This window comes from Thalassospira australica, assembly GCF_000763295.1.
Lineage (GTDB): Bacteria > Pseudomonadota > Alphaproteobacteria > Rhodospirillales > Thalassospiraceae > Thalassospira > Thalassospira australica.
Genome location: NZ_JRJE01000031.1, coordinates 415,806 through 436,489, shown reverse-complemented (window position 1 = coordinate 436,489; position 20,684 = coordinate 415,806). Strand labels below are relative to the sequence as shown.

Sequence of the window (20,684 nt, the reverse complement as noted above, 5' to 3'; positions counted from 1 at the left end):
CGTTTTGTTAGGTGTTAACCTGATCGCGTACTTAGGGGCTTTAAAAATGGCTATTACCGCTGCTCTCGTTAAAGAGCTTCGCGAAACCACCGGCGCTGGCATGATGGATTGCAAAAAAGCGCTTTCCGAAACCGATGGTAACCTTGATGCAGCTGTTGACTGGCTGCGTACCAAAGGTCTTGCTGCTGCTGCCAAAAAAGCTGGCCGCGTTGCTGCAGAAGGCCTGGTTTCCGTTTCTGTTGACGGCACCAAAGGTGCAGTTGTCGAGCTGAACGCTGAAACCGACTTCGTTTCGCGTAACGAAGACTTCCAGAAATTTGTTAGCGAAATCGCCAATCAGGCTGTGGCTGCAAACGGCGACCTCGATACCCTCAAAGCTGCTGCTTTCCCGGGTACTTCGCGTAACGTCGAAGAGCAGGTCACCCACATGATCGCCACCATCGGCGAAAACATGACCCTGCGTCGTTCTGCTGGTCTTTCGGTCGAAAAAGGGGCAATCACCTCTTATGTCCATTCGGCAATTGCACCGGATCTTGGTAAGATCGGTGTTCTGGTTGCTCTGGAATCCGAAGCAGATGCTGGCGTTCTCGAAGGCTTGGGTAAACAGATCGCAATGCACATTGCTGCAACCAACCCGGCTTCGGCAACGATTGAAGATCTTGACCCGGAACTGGTCGAACGCGAAAAAACTGTTCTGACCGAACAGGCCAAAGAATCCGGTCGTCCGCCAGAGATCATCGAAAAGATGATCGAAGGTCGTATCCGTAAATATTACGAACAGGTTGTGCTGGTTGAGCAGACCTTCGTGATTGACGGCGAAAACAAAGTCAAAACCGTGATTGAAAACGCTGCCAAAGAAGCTGGCAAGCCGATCACCCTTAAAGGTTTTGTCCGCTTTGAACTCGGTGAAGGCATCGAGAAAGAAGACAAAGACTTTGCTGCCGAAGTTGCTGAGCAGCTGAACAAATAAAACATCTGTTCGGAATGGTGCGTTTGCCATCATTTCGTGTATGATCCAGACCGGCGAGGTCCACAGCGCATATCCGCCCTGTTGCTCGCCGGTCTTTTTATATCTGAATTTTGCATTTTCCGAATTAGGGCAATGCGTTACATCGGCATTTAAGAGGCATTACGATATGGCAGAAAACGGCCAACTGAAATTTCGTCGCGTCCTTTTGAAGCTCTCGGGTGAGGGGCTTTTGGGCAAACAGCAATACGGTATTGATCCTGAGACGGTTGACCGGATTGCCAGCGAAATCAAAGCCGTTCATGACATGGGTGCCGAAGTTTGCATGGTGATTGGCGGGGGAAATATCTTCCGCGGGGTCAAGGGTGCTTCTCAGGGCATGGAACGTGCTACAGCCGACTACATGGGCATGCTCGCGACCATCATGAATGCGCTCGCGGTTCAAAACGCGCTTGAGCGCCACGGTGTTCAGACCCGTGTTCAATCTGCAATCCCGATGTCCTCTGTTTGTGAACCCTATATCCGACGCCGCGCTGTGCGCCACATGGAAAAAGGGCGGGTTGTTATCTTTGCGGCCGGAACGGGCAATCCGTTCTTCACGACCGATACGGCCGCTGCTTTGCGCGCGGTCGAAATGGGCTGCGATGCCCTGCTCAAGGGAACGCAGGTTGATGGTGTTTACACTGCCGACCCGAAAACCGACCCGACGGCAGAGCGTTATGATGCACTGACCTATATGGAAGTTTTGTCCAAAGATTTGCGTGTTATGGACGCATCGGCTATTTCTTTGGCACGCGAAAATGATATTCCGGTTATCGTATTTTCTTTGCATAATCCGGGTGCCTTTGCAGACGTTGTTTCTGCGAAGGGGACGTTTACGATTATTTCGAATGGAGACTGAACGTGTCTGACGTTGCTGGCCTAAAAAAAGACCTGTCCCGCCGTATGGAAGGGGCTGTCGAAGTATTGCACAAGGAATTTACCGGTCTGCGCACCGGGCGCGCCAGTGTAAGCCTTCTTGAGCCGGTCATGGTTGAAGCTTATGGCGTCCCGACCCCGCTTAACCAGGTGGCTTCGGTAAGCGTTCCGGAATCCCGCATGCTCTCGGTTCAGGTTTGGGACAAAACGATGGTTAAGGCCGTCGAGAAAGCCATTCGTGAAGCCGGCCTGGGGTTGAACCCGGCTGCTGACGGCACGCTTGTTCGTGTTCCGATCCCGGCGCTGAATGAAGAACGCCGTGCCGAGCTTTCCAAGGTTGCCGGTAAATACGCCGAACAAGCCAAGGTTTCAGTGCGCAACGTTCGTCGCGACGGTATGGATCAGCTCAAGAAGTGGGAAAAGGATGGTGACATCTCCAAAGACGAGATGCACAACGAAGAAAAAGAAGTGCAAAAGCTGACCGACAAAGTCATCGGCGAGATCGATGAGACGCTTGCGCATAAAGAACAGGAAATCATGCAAGTCTGATTATGGCTGTGCTTTCTTCACAAACCCAACCTTCAGAGACACCATGCGTGCCGCGCCACGTTGCCATCATCATGGATGGCAACGGGCGCTGGGCCCGTGGTCGTGGGCGACCACGTACGATGGGTCATCGTGCCGGTGTGGATGCTGTGCGGCGAACAATTGAAGCTGCCGGCGCACTCGGAATCGAATATCTGACACTTTATGGGTTTTCGACCGAAAACTGGAAGAGACCGGAAAGTGAAGTCAGCGATCTGATGGGGCTTTTGCGCCTGTTTGTTAAGCGCGAACTTTCCACACTTCGCAAGAACGGTGTGAAAATCCGTATTATCGGTGATCGCACCCGTTTTGCAGATGATATTCGCGAACTGCTGACAAAGGCCGAAGAAGAAACGCGAAACAACACGCGTCTCAACCTGACGATTGCGCTGAGTTATGGCGCACGGGCTGAGATCACGCATGCGATGCACGAAATCGCGCTTAAGGTTGCAGCCGGTGAACTGTCACCGTCCGATATTTCCGAAGAACTGATTGAACAGAACTTGTCGACATCAGGAATTCCTGATCCGGATCTTCTCATCCGGACCAGCGGAGAACAGCGGATAAGCAACTTCTTGCTGTGGCAATCTGCCTATACTGAATTTGTCTTTGAAGACGTTCTTTGGCCGGACTTTGATCGCAGCCATTTGGAAAAAGCTATCGATAACTTTGCCGGGCGGGAGCGGCGTTTTGGTGCCGTCATCTGAGACCGAACCTCAAAAAGACACTAATTCCGGACTGATGCCGCGCATCTTATCCGCGATGGTAATGGCCCCTGTGGCTGTTGCTGCGGTTTGGTTCGGCTCCCCTTATTTTGATATCTTGTTGTTTGTATTTTCTGCCGGGATGATGTGGGAATGGTCTCGTATGTCCGCGCCCGGGCATTATACCGCAATTTCCGTGGTGAACGCCGTGGCACTTGGTGTTGCCATGTTGATGTATCAAACCGGGCAGGCAGAATACATCATGATGCCACTGGCTATCAGTGCCATCATTGCAGCCGCACGATCAGGCGCGAATTGGCTCATTGCCGGATTTGGCGTCCTGTACGTCTCGCTTGGGGCACTTGCCGCCCTTTGGCTGCGAACGCATGACGCAGATGGCTTGTTGATCATCATGTGGCTGTTTTTCCTTGTTTGGGCGACAGACACGGGCGGATATGCATTTGGCAAGATCATTGGCGGTCCAAAACTCGCACCGCGTTTCAGTCCCAAGAAAACCTGGGCCGGGTTGCTCGGTGGCATGGCCTGTGCTGGGGTTATCGGTGGATTGGTGACCTATTTCAGTTCAGGTACCGTTGACTGGATAATTATAGCAGTCAGCATGATCCTGGCTGTTGTGGCGCAAATTGGTGATCTTGGTGAATCCGCGCTTAAACGCCGGTTTAAGGTGAAAGACAGCAGCAACCTGATCCCGGGACATGGTGGTTTGCTTGATCGTGCTGACGGGATGTTATCGGTGTTTCCGGTTGCATTTGTTATTATCTGTTTCGCAGGGCTTGCTCTGCGATAAGGCAACCGGTCTTTCGGTTGCTTTCCTCACAGGTGTTTGATGATTTTGAAGAAGTCCGTCAGTGTTTTTGGTGTTACTGGCTCCATCGGGGCGAGTACCGTCGATATATTGAAAGCCCACGCTGACAAATACAGTGTCGAAGCCGTGACTGCGCATCGCAATGTTCACGCGCTTGCCAAGGTCGCACGAGAACTTGGTGCCAAATGCGCGGTGATTGGCGATCCGACCTGTTTCGAAGACCTGCGCGACGCCTTGGAAGGTTCCAATATCGAGGCCTCAGCAGGTGAAAACGCTTTGATCGAGGCGGCCGAACGTCCCTCTGACATCGTTATCGCGGCAATTGTCGGTGCCGCAGGGCTCAAGCCAACTTTGGCTGCTATTCGGCGTGGGGCACGTGTCGGGCTTGCAAACAAGGAAACACTTGTGTGTGCAGGCCCGCTCATGACGGCAGAAGTGCGCAAGCATAATGCGACCCTTATCCCTGTTGATTCTGAACACAGCGCGATCTTTCAGGTTCTTGAAGAACGGGAAGAAGATCGCATCGACCGGATTCTTCTGACAGCGTCTGGCGGGCCGTTCCGTGAATGGCCATTGGCGGATATGCGTTCTGTTACCCGTGCGCAAGCATTGGCACACCCCAATTGGGAAATGGGCGCAAAGATATCCATCGATTCTGCGACCATGATGAACAAGGGCCTTGAACTGATTGAAGCATGGCATCTGTTCCCTGTGGCGGAAGAACAGATTGAAATCGTTGTTCATCCCCAGTCGGTTGTTCACAGTATGGTGGAATATTCAGACGGTTCTGTTCTTGCTCAGCTTGGGTCACCAGACATGCGCACACCAATTGCATATGCGCTGTCCTGGCCTGATCGGATCAGGGTCGATGCACCGCGTCTTGATTTTGCCACGATCGGCAGCTTGAACTTCCAGTCACCGGACACGGAACGTTTTCCGGCCCTGCGTTTGGCGCGACAGGCCTTGCAGGAAGGCGGTACGCTGCCTACTGTTCTGAACGGCGCAAACGAAGTTGCGGTTGCCGCGTTTTTGAAAGACCAGATCGGTTTTCTTGAAATCGCCAATACCGTTGAAAAAATGATGTCAAAGATTGGAAGCGAAAAGCTCACCAGTCTCGATCAGGTGTTTGAATCAGATGCAATGGTTCGTCGGGAAACGATGGACTGCCTGGCATCTGTTTAGGTTAAAATTGCCGGTTTGCCCGGCTTAGGGAATTCTTGATGGAAACCTTGCTTGCTTTTCTTTTTGTGCTGTCTGTTCTCGTATTTGTTCATGAATACGGTCACTACTGGGTCGCGATCAAAAACGGCGTGAAAGTCGAAGCTTTTTCAATCGGTTTCGGACCGGAACTGTTTGGCTGGCAGGATAAGAAAGGCACACGCTGGAAGGTCAGCCTGATCCCGCTCGGCGGCTATGTGAAGATGTTCGGCGATATGAACCCCGCCAGTGCCGGTCATCGTGACGACATCGACGACGAAGAGGCAAAATACGCCTTTCATCACAAAGGTGTAGCAGCACGTGCGGCAATTGTTTTTGCCGGGCCTTTGGCCAATTTCATTTTTGCAATCATTGTTTTCACGTTTCTGTTTGCGGCAGTTGGCCAACAACGTGCGTTGCCGGTTGTCGGCGATGTTCTTGATGACAGTCCGGCATCTGTTGCCGGTTTTGTGACCGATGACCGGGTTGCGGCAATTAATGGCGAATCTGTTGAATGGTTCTCTGATCTTTCCGATATTGTGCGCGCACACCCCGCGCAGGAGATCTCGGTCACTGTTCTGCGGGATGGTCAAACCGTCGATCTTGCCGTAACGCCCGAAGCGCTCGAAGTCGAAGAGGGCGGCGTAAGCAAAACTGTCGGTCGCCTTGGGATTACGGCCGGTGCGTTTGAGACCAGCCGTACGGGCGTCATTGAATCGGTTGGCCGTGCGTTTGAAACAACATACTCGCTGACCACGCAAACCTTTGCGGCACTTGGTGAAATGATCAGCGGTGATCGCGACAGTTCTGAACTTGGCGGCCCGATCCGGATCGCACAAATGTCAGGGCAGGTGGCAGAAGGGGGACTTGCACCGCTTTTGTTCTTTATGGGCTATCTGTCTATCAGCCTTGGGTTGATCAACCTGATGCCGGTTCCGGTTCTGGATGGTGGACACCTTGTGTTCTATGCCATCGAAGCAATTCGCGGTAAGCCATTGGGAGCAAAAGCACAAGAATATGGTTTCCGTATTGGTGCGGGTTTGGTATTCAGCTTAATAATTTTTGCAACCTGGAACGATCTGACGCAATTGGGTGTCTTTAGTTTCCTCAAAGGACTTGCTGGCTAATGGGTGACGGCATCAGGGGGGTTAACTTGCTGCGCAAGGTAAAGGCGGCTGTACTGGTTACAGCCTTGCTTGGCGGAACGGCGCCATTAATTGTTCCGACGGCTGTATATGCTCAAAGTTCCGGTTTGATCCGTGACATCGAAGTTGAAGGCAACAACCGCATCGAAAGTGCGACTGTGAACGCCTATCTGACTGTTGCACCCGGCGATTCTTACGATGTGCAGAAGGTTAACAGCTCTCTCAAGGCGCTTTTCTCGACAGGCTTGTTCGCCGATGTGTCCTTCTCCTTTAATCAAGGGATTTTGAAGGTCAATGTTGTCGAGAACCCGATCATCAACCGGATTGCCTTTGAAGGTAACCAGAAGCTTGATGATGAAGTTCTGGGGGCAGAGTTGCAGTTGCGTCCGCGTGTTGTGTATACGCGCACCAAGGTCCAGGCTGATGTGCAGCGTGTTCTTGAGCTCTATCGTCGAAGTGGTCGTTTTGCCGCAACTGTCGAACCAAAAGTCATTCAGCTTGACCAGAATCGCGTCGATCTGGCCTTTGAAATTGATGAAGGCGATGCGACCGGCATTCGGAAAATCAACTTTGTTGGCAACAAGGCCTTTGATGATGGCGAACTTTCCGACGTTATTCGCACGACCGAAAGCGCCTGGTGGAAGATCCTGACGGCTGACGACAATTATGACCCGGACCGTGTCACCTTTGACCGCGAATTGCTGCGTCGCTTCTATCTTGCTGCGGGGTATGCCGATTTTCAGGTTCTGTCTTCGGTTGCAGAATTGACACCTGATCGCTCGGACTTTTTTGTGACTTACACGGTAAGCGAAGGCGAACGTTACCGGTTTGGTGATATCAATGTGGTTTCCCAGATCGACAAAATTGATCCTGAGACGCTTATGCCGCTCATCGAAATCGAAAGTGGCGAATGGTATAATGCCAATCTTGTCGATGACGCCGTGGATGCGCTTACCGACAGTGTTGGTGATCAGGGATATGCCTTCATCGATATTCGCCCGAAAGTGGAGCGAAACCGCGAAAAAGGTACGATCGACCTGACCTTCACCATTGCCGAAGGGCCAAAGGTCTATGTCGAACGCATCAATGTTGTTGGCAATGTCCGGACATTGGACGAAGTCATTCGACGGGAATTTCGACTGGTTGAGGGCGATGCCTTTAGCAGCTCAAAGATGCAGCGTTCCAAACAACGTATCGAAAACCTGAACTTCTTTAAGTCGGTCGATGTCAAAACACTGCCTGGTGCAACGCCGGATCAGACGGTGATTGAAGTCGATATCGAAGAAAAGTCGACAGGTGAATTTTCAATCGGTGCCGGTTATGGCACGGATGACGGGGCATTTGGTCAGCTTGGTATTCGGGAACGAAACCTGCTTGGTAAAGGGCAGGATTTGCGACTGAACTTCACCATTGGGTCGTCTGACCAGCAAATCGACCTGTCGTTTACGGAACCATACTTCCTTGATCGGGAAATTGCCGCTGGCTTTGATCTGTATCGCCGTGAAGAAGACAATCAGGACGAAAGCTCTTATGACGAAGAGCAGACGGGTGGTCGCCTGCGTACCGGTTTCAAATACAGTGAAGAACTGTCCCATTCTCTGCGCTATACGCTGGAACAGAACAGCTACTCCGATATTGACGAAGACGATGCTTCGCGCCTTCTGCTTGCAGAAGAGAACGAGTTCGTTGAATCCGCGGTTGGTCATACCCTGACCTATGACAAACGCGATAGCAGCATCTCGCCGACAGAAGGCTATTTTGGCCGACTATCCAATGATTTTGCAGGCCTTGGTGGCGATGAGACCTATTTGCGGACACGTGTAGAGGGGGGCTATTACTATCCCCTGGACCGTGAACACGAATGGATCCTTTCGACCCGTGGGGCGACCGGATATATATTCGGGATCGGTGACGATACCCGTATTTCCCAGCGCTTTATGGTCGGTGGTTCAAACCTTCGTGGTTTCGAGGCTGCTGGTATTGGCCCACGTGATATTGCCACTGGGGATGCATTGGGCGGCAAAATGTATTACACCGGCACAGTCCAGATGGACTTTCCGCTTGGATTGCCATCAGAGTTTGCCCTGACGGGGCGTGTGTTCAGTGATTTCGGCTCTTCCGAGGGGGTTGACGGCGCGCGCGCAGGCGAGATCTATGATACAGGCTCCATCCGTAGCTCCGTCGGTGTTGGTGTTGGCTGGGAATCCCCGTTTGGTCCAATCGGTGTCGATATTTCTCAGGCCGTCACGAAAGAAGATCACGACAAAGAGGAAGTGTTCCGACTAAACTTCGGGACCAGATTCTAATGAATATGATCAAATCTCTACGTAAACTGTTTGTCTTGCTTGCAATGGTCGGCGTTTATGCAGTCGCCCCGGTTGCGCATGCACAGGAACCCGACCCGGAAACAGTGGCATCGGTAATGGTTGTGGATGTCGCGGGCATTATGCGCGAAGCATCGGCAATGCAGGATGCAAAAAAGCAAATTCGCGAGCGTCAGGTCGCCTATCAGCAGGAAATCGAGACGCGGGAACAGGGGCTGCGCGAAGAGGAAAAACAACTCGCGCAGCAACGCACTTTGCTGGCCGCAGACGTCTATCAGGGCAAGCAGAAAGAATTTCAGCAGAAAGTGGCTGAGTTCCAAAAGTTTGCCCAGGCGCGTAGCCGCATTCTGGACCAGGCCCTGGCAGAAGCGCAGTCAAAGTTTTCTCAGGCACTGAACGGCATCATCGGTGAGGTTGCAGGCGAACGCAACGCAAGCCTGGTCCTGCACAAGCAGCAGGTTGTGTTGTTTGCAAAATCAATGGATGCGAGTCAGGAAGTCTTTGATCGCGTTAACAAGGAAATCCCGACCATCACGGTTGAATTCAAGGAAGGTTCCTGATGGCGGATGCGCGTTTCTTTAGCCGCAAGGGCCCATTTACCGTAGCAGAAATCGCCAGTCTTACTGGTGCAACCCCGGTAAACGCGCCTGATGAAACGCGGGAATTTATGGATGTATCGCCTTTGCAGAATGCTGATGGCAATATCCTGAGTTTCTTCGACAACCGCAAATATATCGACGCCTTTACCAACAGCAAGGCTGGTGCCTGCTTTGTGCGGCCGGAGTTTGCGGATCGTGCACCGGAAGGTATGGTGTTGTTTACCACCGATGACCCTTACCGTGCATATGCAAAGGCCGCGACAGCGTTCTATCCGTTCGAGACCGGAAACGGACAGATTTCCGATCATGCCGTGATTGACCCGACCGCCACGCTTGCCAAAGGTGTGCAGGTCGATGCGGGTGCCGTGATTGGTGCAAACTGCGAGATTGGCGAAGGCACGATCATCGCATCAAACGCGGTCATCGGAGACGGTGTCGTGATTGGTGCTGGTTGCAAGGTGGGGGCAAATGCCTCTATCAGCCACAGCCTGATTGGCAATCTTTGCCTGATCTATCCGGGGGCGCGCATTGGTCAGGATGGCTTCGGCTTTGCCATGGGGCCACAAGGGCACGCAAAAGTCCCGCAGTTGGGCCGTGTTGTCATTGGCAATGATGTTGAAGTCGGATCAAACAGCACGATCGACCGTGGCGCCGGGCCGGACACCGTGATCGGCAATGGCTGCCGTATCGACAATCTGGTTCAGATCGGACATAACGTTGAACTTGGCATGGGATGCGTCGTTGTCTCGCAAGTCGGGATTTCGGGGTCGACCAAGCTTGGTAATTTTGTCGTGCTTGCAGGGCAAGCGGGCATTACAGGGCACCTCGAAATTGGTGATGGCGCAAAAGTCGCCGCACAATCGGGTGTCATGAAAAATATCGGACCGGGGGAAACCGTGGGCGGCAGCCCGGCGGTTCCGGTTATGGAATATCATAAACAGACGGTGGCCTTGTCGCGTCTGATACGAAAAAAGAAATAAGGGCTACACACATGACCGAACTGGTAAATGTTGATATTCAGCGCATTCTGGAAATGATTCCGCATCGCTATCCGTTTTTGCTGATCGACAAGGTTGTCGATATCAATGTTGGTGAGTCCGCGACGGGCATCAAAAATGTCACCATGAATGAGCCGCAGTTTACCGGGCATTTCCCGCAACAGCCAATCATGCCTGGTGTCCTGATCGTCGAAAGCATGGCGCAAACAGCCGCAATCCTGGTTGTGCAGACGCTTGGCGAAGATGCAGAAGGAAAACTGGTCTATTTCATGAGCATCGACAACGCACGCTTCCGCAAGCCGGTGACGCCGGGCGATGTCATGCATATTCATGTGACCAAAAAACAAAGCCGCGGCCCGGTCTGGAAGTTCGAAAGCCAGGTCAAAGTAGATGACCAGGTAGTTGCCGAGGCCACCATTGCCGCGATGATCCGGGATAACTGATAATGTCAAAAGTACATCCAACCGCCGTCGTCGAAGATGGCGCGCAGATTGGTCAGGATGTCGAAATCGGGCCTTACAGCGTTGTTGGCCCGAATGTTGTCTTGGGTGATGGCGTGAAACTGCACAGCCATGTGGCGGTCGCAGGGCACACCACACTTGGCGATCAGTGCGAGGTCTATCCATTTGCATCCGTTGGTCACGCACCGCAGGACTTAAAGTTCAAGGGTGAAAATAGCCGCCTGATCGTCGGGAAGCGCACCAAAATTCGCGAAGGCGCAACGCTTAATCCCGGCACCGAAGGTGGCGGGATGGAAACAACCATCGGTGACGACTGTCTTTTGATGACAGGCGCACATGTTGGCCATGACTGTCACGTTGGCAACCACTGCATTCTGGTCAATAACGGCACGTTGGCCGGCCACGTTCTTGTCGAGGACTTTGCGATTGTCGGTGGCCTTTCTGCGGTGCATCAGTTCGTACGTATTGGCAAGCATGCGATGATTGGCGGAATGACGGGCGTTGAAAGCGACATTATTCCCTATGGTTCGGTCATCGGTAACCGGGCGTATTTGTCTGGTCTGAACATCATTGGCCTGAAACGTCGTGGGTTTGATCGTGAAACCATCCATTCCCTGCGCAAGGCCTATCGATTGCTGTTTGCCCAGGAGGGCACCCTTGCCGAGCGCGTCGCAGAAGTCGCAACAGACTTCGAGGGTGTTGGACCGGTAATGGAAATCATCGACTTCCTTCAAGCCGAAAGCATGCGATCCGTATGCACGCCGAAATATGACAGCTCTGCAGGATAATCCGCAGCCGAAATTGGGGATTATTGCCGGGGGTGGTGCACTTCCGGCCCGTTTGGCTGTTGCTGCCAAAGGCGCGGGGCGTGATGTCTGCATTGTGAAGCTTGATGGCTATGCAGATGATCCTGCGCTTGATGACTATCCTCATGTGACGGTACGTCTTGGCGCTGCTGCCAAGATACTTGATGCGATGCGTGACCATGCCTGTCAGGACGTCGTGCTGGCAGGCAAAGTCGCGCGTCCCAGTCTGTCGTCAATCCGACCTGATTGGCGTGCGGCTAAGCTTTTGATGAAAGTCGGCACCAAGGCACTTGGCGATGACGGTTTGTTGCAACTTGTTGGCAAGGAACTTGAACGCGAAGGGTTTAGGCTGCTTGGTGCACATGAAATCCTGGGTGATTTGGCTGTCAACGAAGGTGTCTTGGGGGCAATTCAGCCCGACGAACAGGCCCTAAGCGACGCGCGTCACGGGCTTTGGGTTGCGCGAACACTGGGGCAGGCGGATGTCGGACAGGGCTGCGTTGTCCAGCAGGGGCTTGTTTTGGCGCTCGAAGCCATCGAGGGCACAGACGAAATGATCCGCCGGTCGGTAAACTATCGGCGCGAAGGCGTTGGGGGCGTTCTTGTGAAATCCGCCAAGCCCCAGCAGGATAAACGCCTTGATCTGCCTGCAATCGGCATGACAACCATCGAAGAAGCCCACAAGGCTGGTTTGCGCGGCATCGCGTTGCTGGCGGGCGGAACCATGATCATCGATCGTGCGCCGGTGATTGCCCGTGCTGATGCACTGGGCCTGTTTGTTGTTGGTTTGTCGCTGACGGACGGAGAACGCGACAATGACGGATGACGTCGCACCCCTCGGCCCGAAGATCATGCTTGTGGCCGGTGAGGCATCCGGCGATCAACTGGGCGGCCGACTGATGGCGGCACTTAAGGCCAAACAGGATGATATTCGCTTCATCGGTGTCGGTGGCCCGCGTATGGAACGCGAAGGGCTCAAAAGCCTGTTTCCGATGAATGAAATGTCGGTGATGGGCCTGACAGAGGTTCTCCCCCATATTCCGCATCTGCTTAAACGCATTTCCCAAACGGCTGACTTTGCCAAATCCGAACGACCCGATGTCGTCATCACCATTGATGCGCCGGATTTCAGCTTTCGGGTTGGTAAAAAGCTTAAGGGCAAGGGCATCCCGCTGGTGCATTATGTCGCGCCGTCTGTCTGGGCATGGCGCAAAGGCCGGGCAAAGAAAATTGCCGGTTTTCTTGACCATCTTCTGGCCCTGTTGCCGTTTGAGCCGCCTTATTTTGAAAAAGAAGGCCTGCCAACCACCTTTATCGGCCACTCAGCGGTCGAAGAACGCCATGACGGGGATCGGGAACGGTTTCGGGCCGAGCACGATCTGAAAGCCGATCAAAAGCTTCTGGCTGTCCTGCCCGGAAGCCGCAATTCAGAAGTCAAACGCCTCTTGCCGGTATTTCGCAAAGTCATTGACGAACTGGCGATCAAATATCCCGATGCCCGCATTGTCGTGCCAACAGTCAGCAAGGTGGCAGACACTGTTACCGAAGAAATGAAATCATGGCCGCTTGATCCGATTGTCGTTGCAACCGATCAGGAACGCCATGATGCGTTTTCAGCAGCCAACTGCGCGCTTGCGGCTTCCGGTACGGTATCGCTTGAACTGGCAATTGCCGGTGTGCCGCATGTCATTGCCTATCAGGTCAATGCGATTACAGGCTGGATTGCAAAACGACTGATCAGGATTGACACCGTAACCATTGTTAATCTGGTTCTTGGTAAAAAGCTGATCCCGGAATTTTTGCAGGAAAACTGCACAGCCCGGAACATAACACCGGTCCTTGACGCCTTGATGGCCGATGGCCCGCAACGACGGGATCAAATCGCCGGTTTTGATCAAGCCTGCACAATGCTGGGATTTGGCGATACGCCGCCCAGCGAAAAGGCCGCCGCGCAAATCTTGAAAATCATCGCGAAAAAATAACCGGTTACGGGTGGCATCAAAAAGCCATTCCAATTAGGTTCTTCGCATTGCAATTCATAACGGAGACAATGTTATGCGCTATCTGCACACGATGGTACGCGTTGAAAATATTGATGAGTCGATGAAGTTCTATTGCGACCTTCTTGGCATGACAGAGACCCGCCGCATCGAAAGCGAGAAGGGCCGTTTCACGCTGATCTATCTTGCGCCGCCCGCCGATGTTCAAAGTGCAAAGGCCAACAAGGCACCGGAACTTGAGCTTACCTATAATTGGGATCCGGAAAGCTATTCTGGCGGTCGTAACTTTGGTCACCTGGCTTATGAGGTCGATGACATCTATGCGCTTTGCCAAAAGCTGATGGATGCCGGTGTCACCATCAACCGTCCGCCGCGTGACGGTCATATGGCGTTTGTCCGTTCACCAGACGGTATTTCTATCGAATTCCTGCAAAAGGGTGAATCTCTGGCGCCGGCAGAACCGTGGGCCAGCATGGAAAACACCGGCAGCTGGTAAGCAAACCTGTTGTCCGGGGCAGGGGAAGCCTGCCCATCGATACAAAAAAGGCCCGGAAAACTCCGGGCCTTTTTCTTGTCAATAGATCGTAGGCGCTTAACGCTTTTCGACCGGAACAAACGGACGTTCTTCGATGCCGGTAAACAGCTGACGCGGACGACCGATTTTCTGCGACGGATCTTCGATCATCTCTTTCCACTGCGAAATCCAGCCGACGGTACGCGCAACCGCGAACAGCACGGTAAACATGCTGACCGGAATGCCCATCGCCTTGAAGATGATGCCCGAATAGAAGTCGACGTTCGGATAGAGTTTCTTCTCGATGAAGTACTCGTCTTCACGTGCGATACGCTCAAGTTCCTGGGCAACGTCAAGCAGCGGATCCTGAATGTTGAGTTCCTTAAGAACTTCGTGACAGGTTTCCTGCATGACTTTGGCGCGCGGATCGTAGTTTTTGTAAACACGATGGCCAAAGCCCATCAGACGGAACGGATCGTTCTTGTCTTTTGCTTTTGCGACGAATTCCGGAATGTTTTTCACATCGCCGATTTCGTTCAGCATTTTCAGAACGGCTTCGTTCGCGCCACCATGTGCCGGACCCCAAAGGGATGCGATACCAGCAGCAATACATGCAAACGGGTTTGCGCCCGAAGAACCAGCCAGACGAACGGTCGAGGTCGACGCATTCTGTTCGTGGTCAGCATGCAGGATCAGGATGCGATCCATTGCTTTGGCCAGAACCGGATTGACTTCATAGTCTTCGCACGGGTTACCAAACATCATCTGCAGGAAGTTTTCTGCATAGCCAAGCTTGTTGTTCGGATAACGGAACGGCTGACCGATGGAATATTTGTATGCCATCGCTGCAATGGTCGGCATTTTCGCAATAAGGCGATATGCCGAAATCAGGCGCTGCTGCGGGTCATTGATGTCGGTGCTGTCATGATAGAAAGCAGACATTGCACCAATAACACCAACCATGATGGCCATCGGATGCGCGTCACGGCGGAAACCGTTATAGAAATTGCGCATCTGTTCGTGGACCATGGTGTGCATGGTGATATCGTTTTCGAACTGGCTTTTCTCGGTGGCATTGGGCAGCTCACCATAAAGCAGCAGGTGGCAGACTTCGAGGAAGTCGGCGTTTTCTGCAAGTTCGTCAATTGCATAACCGCGGTGACGCAGAATGCCAACGTCGCCATCAATATAGGTCAGTTCGGACTGGCAGGAGCCGGTCGAAGTGAAGCCCGGATCATAGGTGAAATATCCGGTTTCAGAATACAGCTTGCGAATGTCGATGACAGACGGGCCTACACTACCCTCAAGCACCGGCATCTCGAACGACTTGCCAGTGGCATTGTCGGTCAGTGTCACGGTGTGGGAAGTCTTGGAATTAGAAGCCATGACTATTTTTCCTTCCCTGTTTGAACGAACACGGTTTCAAGTTTGGTGCAGCATAATGCTGCGGCGCACCAAGCGCAAACGGGTTATTAGTTTTTCTTTATTCGCTGTTGTTAGGCATCAAAATGGCGAATGCGTTTCAGCGTTTGTGTTTTGCCAAGCACGATCATTACTTCAAATATGCCTGGTGAAGAGTTGGAGCCGGTAAGCACCGCCCGCAAGGGCTGCGCAACTTTGCCAAGTTTCAGATCGAATTTTTCGGCAATGGCACGAACACTTGCGTCAACGTCCTCTTCGGTCCAGCTATCAAGTGCTTCAAGATTGTTGGCCAGTTCCTTGAACAGGCCTTCAGGTGCACCGTCAATCAGGGACTGGGCTTTCTCGTTAAATGACGTAACGCCATCGGTAACGTAGAAGGCCGAAGAGTCGGCGAGCTCAAGAAGAGTCTTGGCTCTTTCTTTAAGGCCTGACATGCCGTTGATCAAGATTTCTTTTTGCGATGCATCAATTGCATCGACGCCAATCTTCTTGGCAATCAGCGGTGCGATCTCGTCAACAAGGCGCTGATCTTCTGCCTGACGCAGATAGATCCCATTCAGGTTGGTCAGCTTTGCAACGTCGAAACGTGCAGCACCTTTGCCGACATCCTTGATGTCGAACCATTCAATGGCCTGCTCGGTCGAAATGATTTCATCGTCGCCATGGCCCCAGCCAAGACGCAGAAGATAATTGTTGATGGCTTCGGGCAAGAAGCCCATTTCGTCGCGATAAGCATCAACACCAAGCGCACCATGACGTTTGGAAAGCTTGGCACCATCCGGACCGTGGATCAGCGGAATATGGGCAAAGGTCGGAACATCCCAACCCATTGCGTCATAAATCACCTTTTGGCGGAACGCATTGGTCAGGTGATCGTCCCCGCGGATAACGTTGGTCACACCCATGTCATGGTCATCAACCACAACCGACAGCATATAGGTCGGCGTCCCGTCACCGCGCAGAATGACATAATCGTCAAGCTGCTCGTTGCCGACACGAACTTCACCCTGAACCTGATCACTGATCACCGCATCGCCTTCTTGCGGTGCTTTCACACGCACAACAGGCTTTACCCCTTCGGGGGCCTCGGACGGATCGCGATCGCGCCAGGTGCCGTCATATTTCATCGGGCGGCCTTCCGCGCGGGCTTTTTCGCGCATGGCCGTCAGTTCGTCTTGCGAGCAATAGCAATAATACGCCTTACCGGCATCAAGGAGCTGTTGGGCGACCTCTGCGTGGCGGTCGCGACGAGAAAACTGGAAAGTCGGTTCTTCGTCTGCGGTCAGGCCAAGCCAGTTCAAGCCGTCAAAGATCGCATCAACGGCCTCGGGCGTTGAACGTTCACGGTCGGTATCCTCGATCCGGAGCAAGAACTTGCCACCGGTATGTTTGGCATAAAGCCAATTATAAAGAGCGGTGCGTGCGCCGCCGATATGTAGAAACCCGGTCGGGGACGGGGCAAAACGGGTAACAACCGTCATTCAATCTATCCGTTATTTGGATGTTGTCGCTTGTCCTGTGGACTTTTGGGGTGCAGGCTATAACACAAATGACACGCTGTTGCACCACAGCGGATGTTAGATAGAAACAATGCGGCAGGCGGGCTATTGGACATTCGTCGTATAATGACGTCTAAAATTAAATCAAAACAATCTATTACGAGTGTTTTTTCACAAATTGATTTTGTTGTTACAAGCCAAAGAAATAAGTGGTTCCTTTCATCGGTTATCTTCTTTGGGTTGGGATGCGGGGTGTATTTTTTGCTTCCTGCGCGAATTGGGCTCAGTCAAATTGGCCTGGTTGTGATTCTTTTATGCTGCGGGTTTTGGATGTCCCGGCGCGTTGCGATCATCGCCTTTGGGTTTCAGTTGGCGGCAAGCATGGCATTTGGTGGTTTGATTGCCGCCCTTCATACAGAGTTGGGACCAACTCACATTCCAACCAAAACGCTTTACAGTACCGAAGTCACGGGCACGGTGATTGGGCTTGAGCCACGCGGCAGTCGTATCCGGGTAACCTTGCAGCCATCCAAAATTGAAGGTCTGCCAGATGACCAAATCGATTGGAAAATACGGCTAAGCTTCCTTGGTGACAGTACTTTGGCCATTGGTGATCAGCTATGGGCCCGGGCAAGGCTTTTTCCGTTGCGACCTCCGTCTGTACCGGGTGACCCGGATTTTGCCCGCAACCTTTACTTCAGTGGTATCGGCGCTTCAGGGTTTGTCTTTGGGCGTCAATTCGAAGTGATTGGAAATGATACATCTATAGATAACAGTTATTTATCGAATGTTGTTGAGGGTGCACGTCAAAATGTATCTGAGGTCATCGGCAGTAATATCGCAGGCCCCGAGGCCGGAATAGCCAAGGCACTGATCATCGGTGAAAGGGGGGCGGTTTTGCCTGTTATTGCTGATAATTTGCGCAAGTCTGGGCTCGCACATCTTCTTGCGATTTCCGGTCTGCATATGGGGCTGCTATGTGGAACCGTGTTCTTTCTGATCCGGTTTGGTTTGGCGGCGGTTCCGCCGATTGCCCTGCGTTACCCGATCAAGAAGTGGGCGGCCATGGCTGCGATGCTTTCTGGTTTGGTGTATCTGGGGCTGTCGGGCGCGACAATTCCGACCCAGCGCGCCTTTGTGATGTTGCTTGTGGTTTGGGTTGCTCTGTTGCTTGATCGACGTGCGATTTCGCTGCGTCTTGTCGGGGTGGCAGCCATTGTTGTCCTGGTGCTGCGGCCAGACGCGGTCTTGGGGGCCAGTTTCCAGTTGTCCTTTGCCGCGGTCGGGGCACTGGTTGCTTTTTACAACGGGCCGGGCCGGACATGGCTCGATCGGCAGGGAATGCTGTCATGGTATGAGCGCGGTGCGCTTTATCTTGTTGGCTTGCTGATCACAAGTCTGATCGTGACCGCAGTGACGGCGCCGATCATCGGGTATCATTTTGGTCGTATTTCGATGTTGGGCATTCTGGCCAATCTGGTCGCGATACCGGTTATGGCCTTTTGGGTGATGCCGTGGATTGTTGTGACCCTTGCACTGACTCCAATCGGACTTGCGTCGCTGCCTTTGGCGGCGATGAAGCCGGGATTAACCATATTGCTTGAAACAGCAGACCTCGTCGCAGCTCAGGACTGGGGGCTTTGGTATGTCACGGGTCTGAACATGTTTACCGTTGCGTCAGCGTTGCTTGTATTGGCCTGGGTGGTTGTGTGGCGCGACAAGCGACTTGTCATTCCGGTGATCCCGATCATTATCGCTGCCATTGGGGTTCAGATCATGCACAGGGCCCCGGAAATCCTGATTTCGGGGGATCGTGAAGGTTGGGCGGTGTATGATTCTGAAACGGAAATCCTTCATGTTTCAGGCGGATTAAGCCGTTTTCAGCAACAGATCTGGATGGGCCGTTTTGGCGTGCGGCCGGAACAACAGGAAGATCGTGTTCAGGTTTGTCAAGGCGACCCATGCCATTTGAATATTACGTCGGGCGACACAACGGCACGGATTGTCTTGGCAAGTCAGATCGGCAATCCGTTTTACGCCTGTCGAAATGCCGATATCGTTGTTAATCAACAAACGGATTTGCCCGCCAATTGCCAAAAGGCGGGGAGGGGCGTTGTCATTGATGATGACGTGCTGTGGTGGCAGGGCGGTGTCGCGGTCACACTGGCCGCAGATGAAACTGACAAACCCCAAATCAAGACCGTGCGTGACAAAACGGGCAATTGGCCCTGGATCATCATTGGCGGGAAAGCCGGGCGTTAGCAACCATCAACGACCATATGGGCACCACGCAAAAACACCCGGGCACGGCGCGCCGGGTGTTTTGACGGTTTGGGTTTGGGCTGGATCGGCGATGGGGCGACTAGTATTGGCGCAGCAGGCCGACCAAACGTCCCTGAATGCGGACACGGTCAGGTGTCAAAGACCGCGTTTCATAGCGTGCATTGGCAGGTTCCAGTAAAACTTCATTGCGGCCGCGTTTCAGACGCTTCAGGGTCGCTTCACTGTCATCGACAAGGGCGACAACGATCGTGCCATCATGGGCCTGTTCGCACCGCTGGATCAGAACGGTGTCGCCATCCAGAATTCCTGCCTCAACCATTGAATCGCCCGATACCTCAAGCGCGTAATGATCACCGCTGCCAAGAAGGTTAGCCGGGACTTGCACCATGGTGCTTTGATCCCGAAGCGCTTCAATCGGCGTACCTGCAGCAATCCGGCCATAAAGCGGCAATCCGATTGACTCGCTGGCTTCCGAAAAGGCCGATGACACGGTTGCCGGGCGGTGCGGTGCCTTTCGTGCGCTGGCAATGGAGGTCACATTATTTGGCGTTTCCGCTGCGTCATCATCACTGTTTTCAGGCAGGCGGACAACTTCAAGTGCGCGCGCACGATGGGCGAGGCGGCGGATAAACCCGCGTTCCTCAAGCCCGGTGATCAGGCGATGAATGCCGGATTTGGATTTAAGGTTCAGGGCCTCTTTCATTTCATCGAAAGACGGCGAAATCCCGTGGTCGCGAAGGTAATTGTCTATATAGACCAGCAACTCATATTGCTTGCGCGTCAGCATGATTTTTCCCGAACCAGTAAAAAGAACAAAAAGGATACATAAGTGTTCTACTTTAGTTCTTTTAGCCGGTCAAGCATGCCGATCTGATTGAACAAAATGATCGAACAATCGGGCTGACTTTTCAAAAAATATGAATAATGGTGCAGAAGGCAAAATGCGGATCAGTCCGCAACAAAGGTGCCCGACTTGCCACCTTCTTTCCGGGTGACGCGCAAATCGGTAATCCTCATACCTTTATCAACCGCCTTGCACATGTCAAAAACCGTGAGGGCTGCAACCGAAGCCGCAGTCAAGGCTTCCATCTCGACACCGGTCTTGCCAGTCGTCTTGCAGGTCGCGGTGATATCAACTGCATCAACGTCACCGGCCAGTTCCAGATCCACCGTAACAGATGTCAGGGGCAGGGGGTGACACAGCGGGATCAGATCGGGGGTCTTTTTTGCCCCCATGATCCCGGCAAGCTGGGCGATGCCAAGAACATCCCCCTTTTTATGGCCGCGCTCCGCGATCAGTTTCGCGGTTTCGGCTGACATCAGAACCCGCGCCTTGGCAATGGCGATGCGCGCGGTTTCCGCCTTGGCCGAAATATCGACCATCACCGCATTGCCACCGGCATCAATATGGGAAAGCTTGTCTGCCATGTGTTTGT

At 52.9% G+C, this 20,684-nt stretch carries 20 protein-coding genes; 16 read left to right on the top strand and 4 right to left on the bottom strand.

Annotated features, from left to right (window positions below):
- Positions 1-46 precede the first annotated feature (46 nt).
- The 15 genes from tsf to JF44_RS0115145 all read left to right on the top strand — a co-directional run bounded on the left by tsf (position 47) and on the right by JF44_RS0115145 (position 14,026).
- On the top strand, positions 47-970 hold the full coding sequence (gene tsf / locus JF44_RS0115215) for a translation elongation factor Ts (RefSeq protein ID WP_033069797.1): 924 nt from the start codon (positions 47-49) through the stop codon (positions 968-970).
- 166 nt (positions 971-1,136) lie between these two features.
- Positions 1,137-1,868, top strand: coding sequence for a UMP kinase (gene pyrH, locus JF44_RS0115210; protein WP_033069796.1), 732 nt, complete (start codon positions 1,137-1,139; stop codon positions 1,866-1,868).
- Between the two features lie 2 nt (positions 1,869-1,870).
- Positions 1,871-2,434, top strand: a complete 564-nt coding sequence (frr, locus tag JF44_RS0115205; protein ID WP_033069795.1) for a ribosome recycling factor — start codon at positions 1,871-1,873, stop codon at positions 2,432-2,434.
- A 2-nt stretch (positions 2,435-2,436) separates the two neighbouring features.
- The gene (locus JF44_RS0115200) at positions 2,437-3,177 is read left to right on the top strand and encodes an isoprenyl transferase (protein WP_033069794.1); all 741 of its coding nucleotides are present in this window, start codon (positions 2,437-2,439) and stop codon (positions 3,175-3,177) included.
- A gap of 34 nt (positions 3,178-3,211) precedes the next feature.
- A complete protein-coding gene (locus JF44_RS0115195) occupies positions 3,212-3,982 on the top strand; it encodes a phosphatidate cytidylyltransferase (RefSeq protein ID WP_272945643.1) in 771 nt (256 codons plus the stop codon).
- Between the two features lie 39 nt (positions 3,983-4,021).
- Positions 4,022-5,182, top strand: coding sequence for a 1-deoxy-D-xylulose-5-phosphate reductoisomerase (locus tag JF44_RS0115190; RefSeq protein WP_033069792.1), 1,161 nt, complete (start codon positions 4,022-4,024; stop codon positions 5,180-5,182).
- Positions 5,183-5,220: 38 nt separating this feature from the next.
- On the top strand, positions 5,221-6,324 hold the full coding sequence (rseP, locus tag JF44_RS0115185; protein ID WP_033069791.1) for an RIP metalloprotease RseP: 1,104 nt from the start codon (positions 5,221-5,223) through the stop codon (positions 6,322-6,324).
- Positions 6,324-8,648, top strand: coding sequence for an outer membrane protein assembly factor BamA (gene bamA / locus JF44_RS0115180; RefSeq protein WP_033069790.1), 2,325 nt, complete (start codon positions 6,324-6,326; stop codon positions 8,646-8,648). The genes rseP and bamA overlap by 1 nt, the downstream gene beginning before the upstream one ends.
- Complete coding sequence (locus JF44_RS0115175) at positions 8,648-9,226, top strand: OmpH/Skp family outer membrane protein (RefSeq protein ID WP_033069789.1); 579 nt, start codon at positions 8,648-8,650, stop codon at positions 9,224-9,226. Before bamA ends, JF44_RS0115175 begins: the two co-directional genes overlap by 1 nt.
- Positions 9,226-10,245, top strand: coding sequence for a UDP-3-O-(3-hydroxymyristoyl)glucosamine N-acyltransferase (gene lpxD / locus JF44_RS0115170; RefSeq protein WP_033069788.1), 1,020 nt, complete (start codon positions 9,226-9,228; stop codon positions 10,243-10,245). The genes JF44_RS0115175 and lpxD overlap by 1 nt, the downstream gene beginning before the upstream one ends.
- 11 nt (positions 10,246-10,256) lie before the next feature.
- The gene (gene fabZ / locus JF44_RS0115165; RefSeq protein ID WP_033069787.1) at positions 10,257-10,706 is read left to right on the top strand and encodes a 3-hydroxyacyl-ACP dehydratase FabZ; all 450 of its coding nucleotides are present in this window, start codon (positions 10,257-10,259) and stop codon (positions 10,704-10,706) included.
- Between the two features lie 2 nt (positions 10,707-10,708).
- The gene (gene lpxA / locus JF44_RS0115160) at positions 10,709-11,512 is read left to right on the top strand and encodes an acyl-ACP--UDP-N-acetylglucosamine O-acyltransferase (protein ID WP_033069786.1); all 804 of its coding nucleotides are present in this window, start codon (positions 10,709-10,711) and stop codon (positions 11,510-11,512) included.
- Positions 11,493-12,356 carry an LpxI family protein gene (locus JF44_RS0115155; RefSeq protein ID WP_033069785.1) on the top strand — a complete coding sequence of 288 codons (864 nt, stop codon included), beginning with the start codon at positions 11,493-11,495 and terminating at the stop codon, positions 12,354-12,356. The genes lpxA and JF44_RS0115155 overlap by 20 nt, the downstream gene beginning before the upstream one ends.
- Entirely contained in the window at positions 12,346-13,512 is a 1,167-nt protein-coding gene (gene lpxB, locus JF44_RS0115150; RefSeq protein ID WP_033069784.1) for a lipid-A-disaccharide synthase, read from the top strand. The genes JF44_RS0115155 and lpxB overlap by 11 nt, the downstream gene beginning before the upstream one ends.
- Before the next feature lie 73 nt (positions 13,513-13,585).
- On the top strand, positions 13,586-14,026 hold the full coding sequence (locus JF44_RS0115145; RefSeq protein WP_033069783.1) for a VOC family protein: 441 nt from the start codon (positions 13,586-13,588) through the stop codon (positions 14,024-14,026).
- Positions 14,027-14,122: 96 nt separating this feature from the next.
- On the opposite strand, the gene JF44_RS0115140 is transcribed toward JF44_RS0115145, so the two are convergent.
- The gene (locus tag JF44_RS0115140) at positions 14,123-15,430 is read right to left on the bottom strand and encodes a citrate synthase (protein ID WP_033069782.1); all 1,308 of its coding nucleotides are present in this window, start codon (positions 15,428-15,430) and stop codon (positions 14,123-14,125) included.
- Between the two features lie 110 nt (positions 15,431-15,540).
- Positions 15,541-16,947 carry a glutamate--tRNA ligase gene (gene gltX / locus JF44_RS0115135; RefSeq protein WP_033069781.1) on the bottom strand — a complete coding sequence of 469 codons (1,407 nt, stop codon included), beginning with the start codon at positions 16,945-16,947 and terminating at the stop codon, positions 15,541-15,543.
- A 144-nt stretch (positions 16,948-17,091) separates the two neighbouring features.
- Here gltX and JF44_RS0115130 point away from each other — a divergent pair, with 144 nt between their 5' ends.
- Complete coding sequence (locus tag JF44_RS0115130; RefSeq protein ID WP_052065960.1) at positions 17,092-19,227, top strand: ComEC/Rec2 family competence protein; 2,136 nt, start codon at positions 17,092-17,094, stop codon at positions 19,225-19,227.
- A 100-nt stretch (positions 19,228-19,327) separates the two neighbouring features.
- Here JF44_RS0115130 and lexA read toward each other — a convergent pair whose 3' ends face one another.
- Entirely contained in the window at positions 19,328-20,035 is a 708-nt protein-coding gene (gene lexA, locus JF44_RS0115125; protein ID WP_033069780.1) for a transcriptional repressor LexA, read from the bottom strand.
- Positions 20,036-20,196: 161 nt separating this feature from the next.
- A complete protein-coding gene (gene moaC, locus JF44_RS0115120; protein ID WP_033069779.1) occupies positions 20,197-20,676 on the bottom strand; it encodes a cyclic pyranopterin monophosphate synthase MoaC in 480 nt (159 codons plus the stop codon).
- Positions 20,677-20,684 lie beyond the last annotated feature (8 nt).

Bases quoted from the DNA above. Each gene is read 5' to 3' on its own strand.
- bamA (WP_033069790.1), top strand. From the start codon at position 6,324: ATGGGTGACGGCATCAGGGGGGTTAACTTGCTGCGCAAGGTAAAGGCG.
- JF44_RS0115190 (WP_033069792.1), top strand. From the start codon at position 4,022: ATGATTTTGAAGAAGTCCGTCAGTGTTTTTGGTGTTACTGGCTCCATC.
- tsf (WP_033069797.1), top strand. From the start codon at position 47: ATGGCTATTACCGCTGCTCTCGTTAAAGAGCTTCGCGAAACCACCGGC.
- JF44_RS0115145 (WP_033069783.1), top strand. From the start codon at position 13,586: ATGCGCTATCTGCACACGATGGTACGCGTTGAAAATATTGATGAGTCG.
- JF44_RS0115200 (WP_033069794.1), top strand. From the start codon at position 2,437: ATGGCTGTGCTTTCTTCACAAACCCAACCTTCAGAGACACCATGCGTG.
- fabZ (WP_033069787.1), top strand. From the start codon at position 10,257: ATGACCGAACTGGTAAATGTTGATATTCAGCGCATTCTGGAAATGATT.
- JF44_RS0115130 (WP_052065960.1), top strand. From the start codon at position 17,092: ATGACGTCTAAAATTAAATCAAAACAATCTATTACGAGTGTTTTTTCA.
- lpxB (WP_033069784.1), top strand. From the start codon at position 12,346: ATGACGGATGACGTCGCACCCCTCGGCCCGAAGATCATGCTTGTGGCC.
- JF44_RS0115195 (WP_272945643.1), top strand. From the start codon at position 3,212: ATGCCGCGCATCTTATCCGCGATGGTAATGGCCCCTGTGGCTGTTGCT.
- lpxD (WP_033069788.1), top strand. From the start codon at position 9,226: ATGGCGGATGCGCGTTTCTTTAGCCGCAAGGGCCCATTTACCGTAGCA.
- gltX (WP_033069781.1), bottom strand. From the start codon at position 16,947: ATGACGGTTGTTACCCGTTTTGCCCCGTCCCCGACCGGGTTTCTACAT.
- JF44_RS0115155 (WP_033069785.1), top strand. From the start codon at position 11,493: ATGACAGCTCTGCAGGATAATCCGCAGCCGAAATTGGGGATTATTGCC.
- lexA (WP_033069780.1), bottom strand. From the start codon at position 20,035: ATGCTGACGCGCAAGCAATATGAGTTGCTGGTCTATATAGACAATTAC.
- moaC (WP_033069779.1), bottom strand. From the start codon at position 20,676: ATGGCAGACAAGCTTTCCCATATTGATGCCGGTGGCAATGCGGTGATG.
- JF44_RS0115175 (WP_033069789.1), top strand. From the start codon at position 8,648: ATGAATATGATCAAATCTCTACGTAAACTGTTTGTCTTGCTTGCAATG.
- pyrH (WP_033069796.1), top strand. From the start codon at position 1,137: ATGGCAGAAAACGGCCAACTGAAATTTCGTCGCGTCCTTTTGAAGCTC.
- JF44_RS0115140 (WP_033069782.1), bottom strand. From the start codon at position 15,430: ATGGCTTCTAATTCCAAGACTTCCCACACCGTGACACTGACCGACAAT.
- rseP (WP_033069791.1), top strand. From the start codon at position 5,221: ATGGAAACCTTGCTTGCTTTTCTTTTTGTGCTGTCTGTTCTCGTATTT.
- lpxA (WP_033069786.1), top strand. From the start codon at position 10,709: ATGTCAAAAGTACATCCAACCGCCGTCGTCGAAGATGGCGCGCAGATT.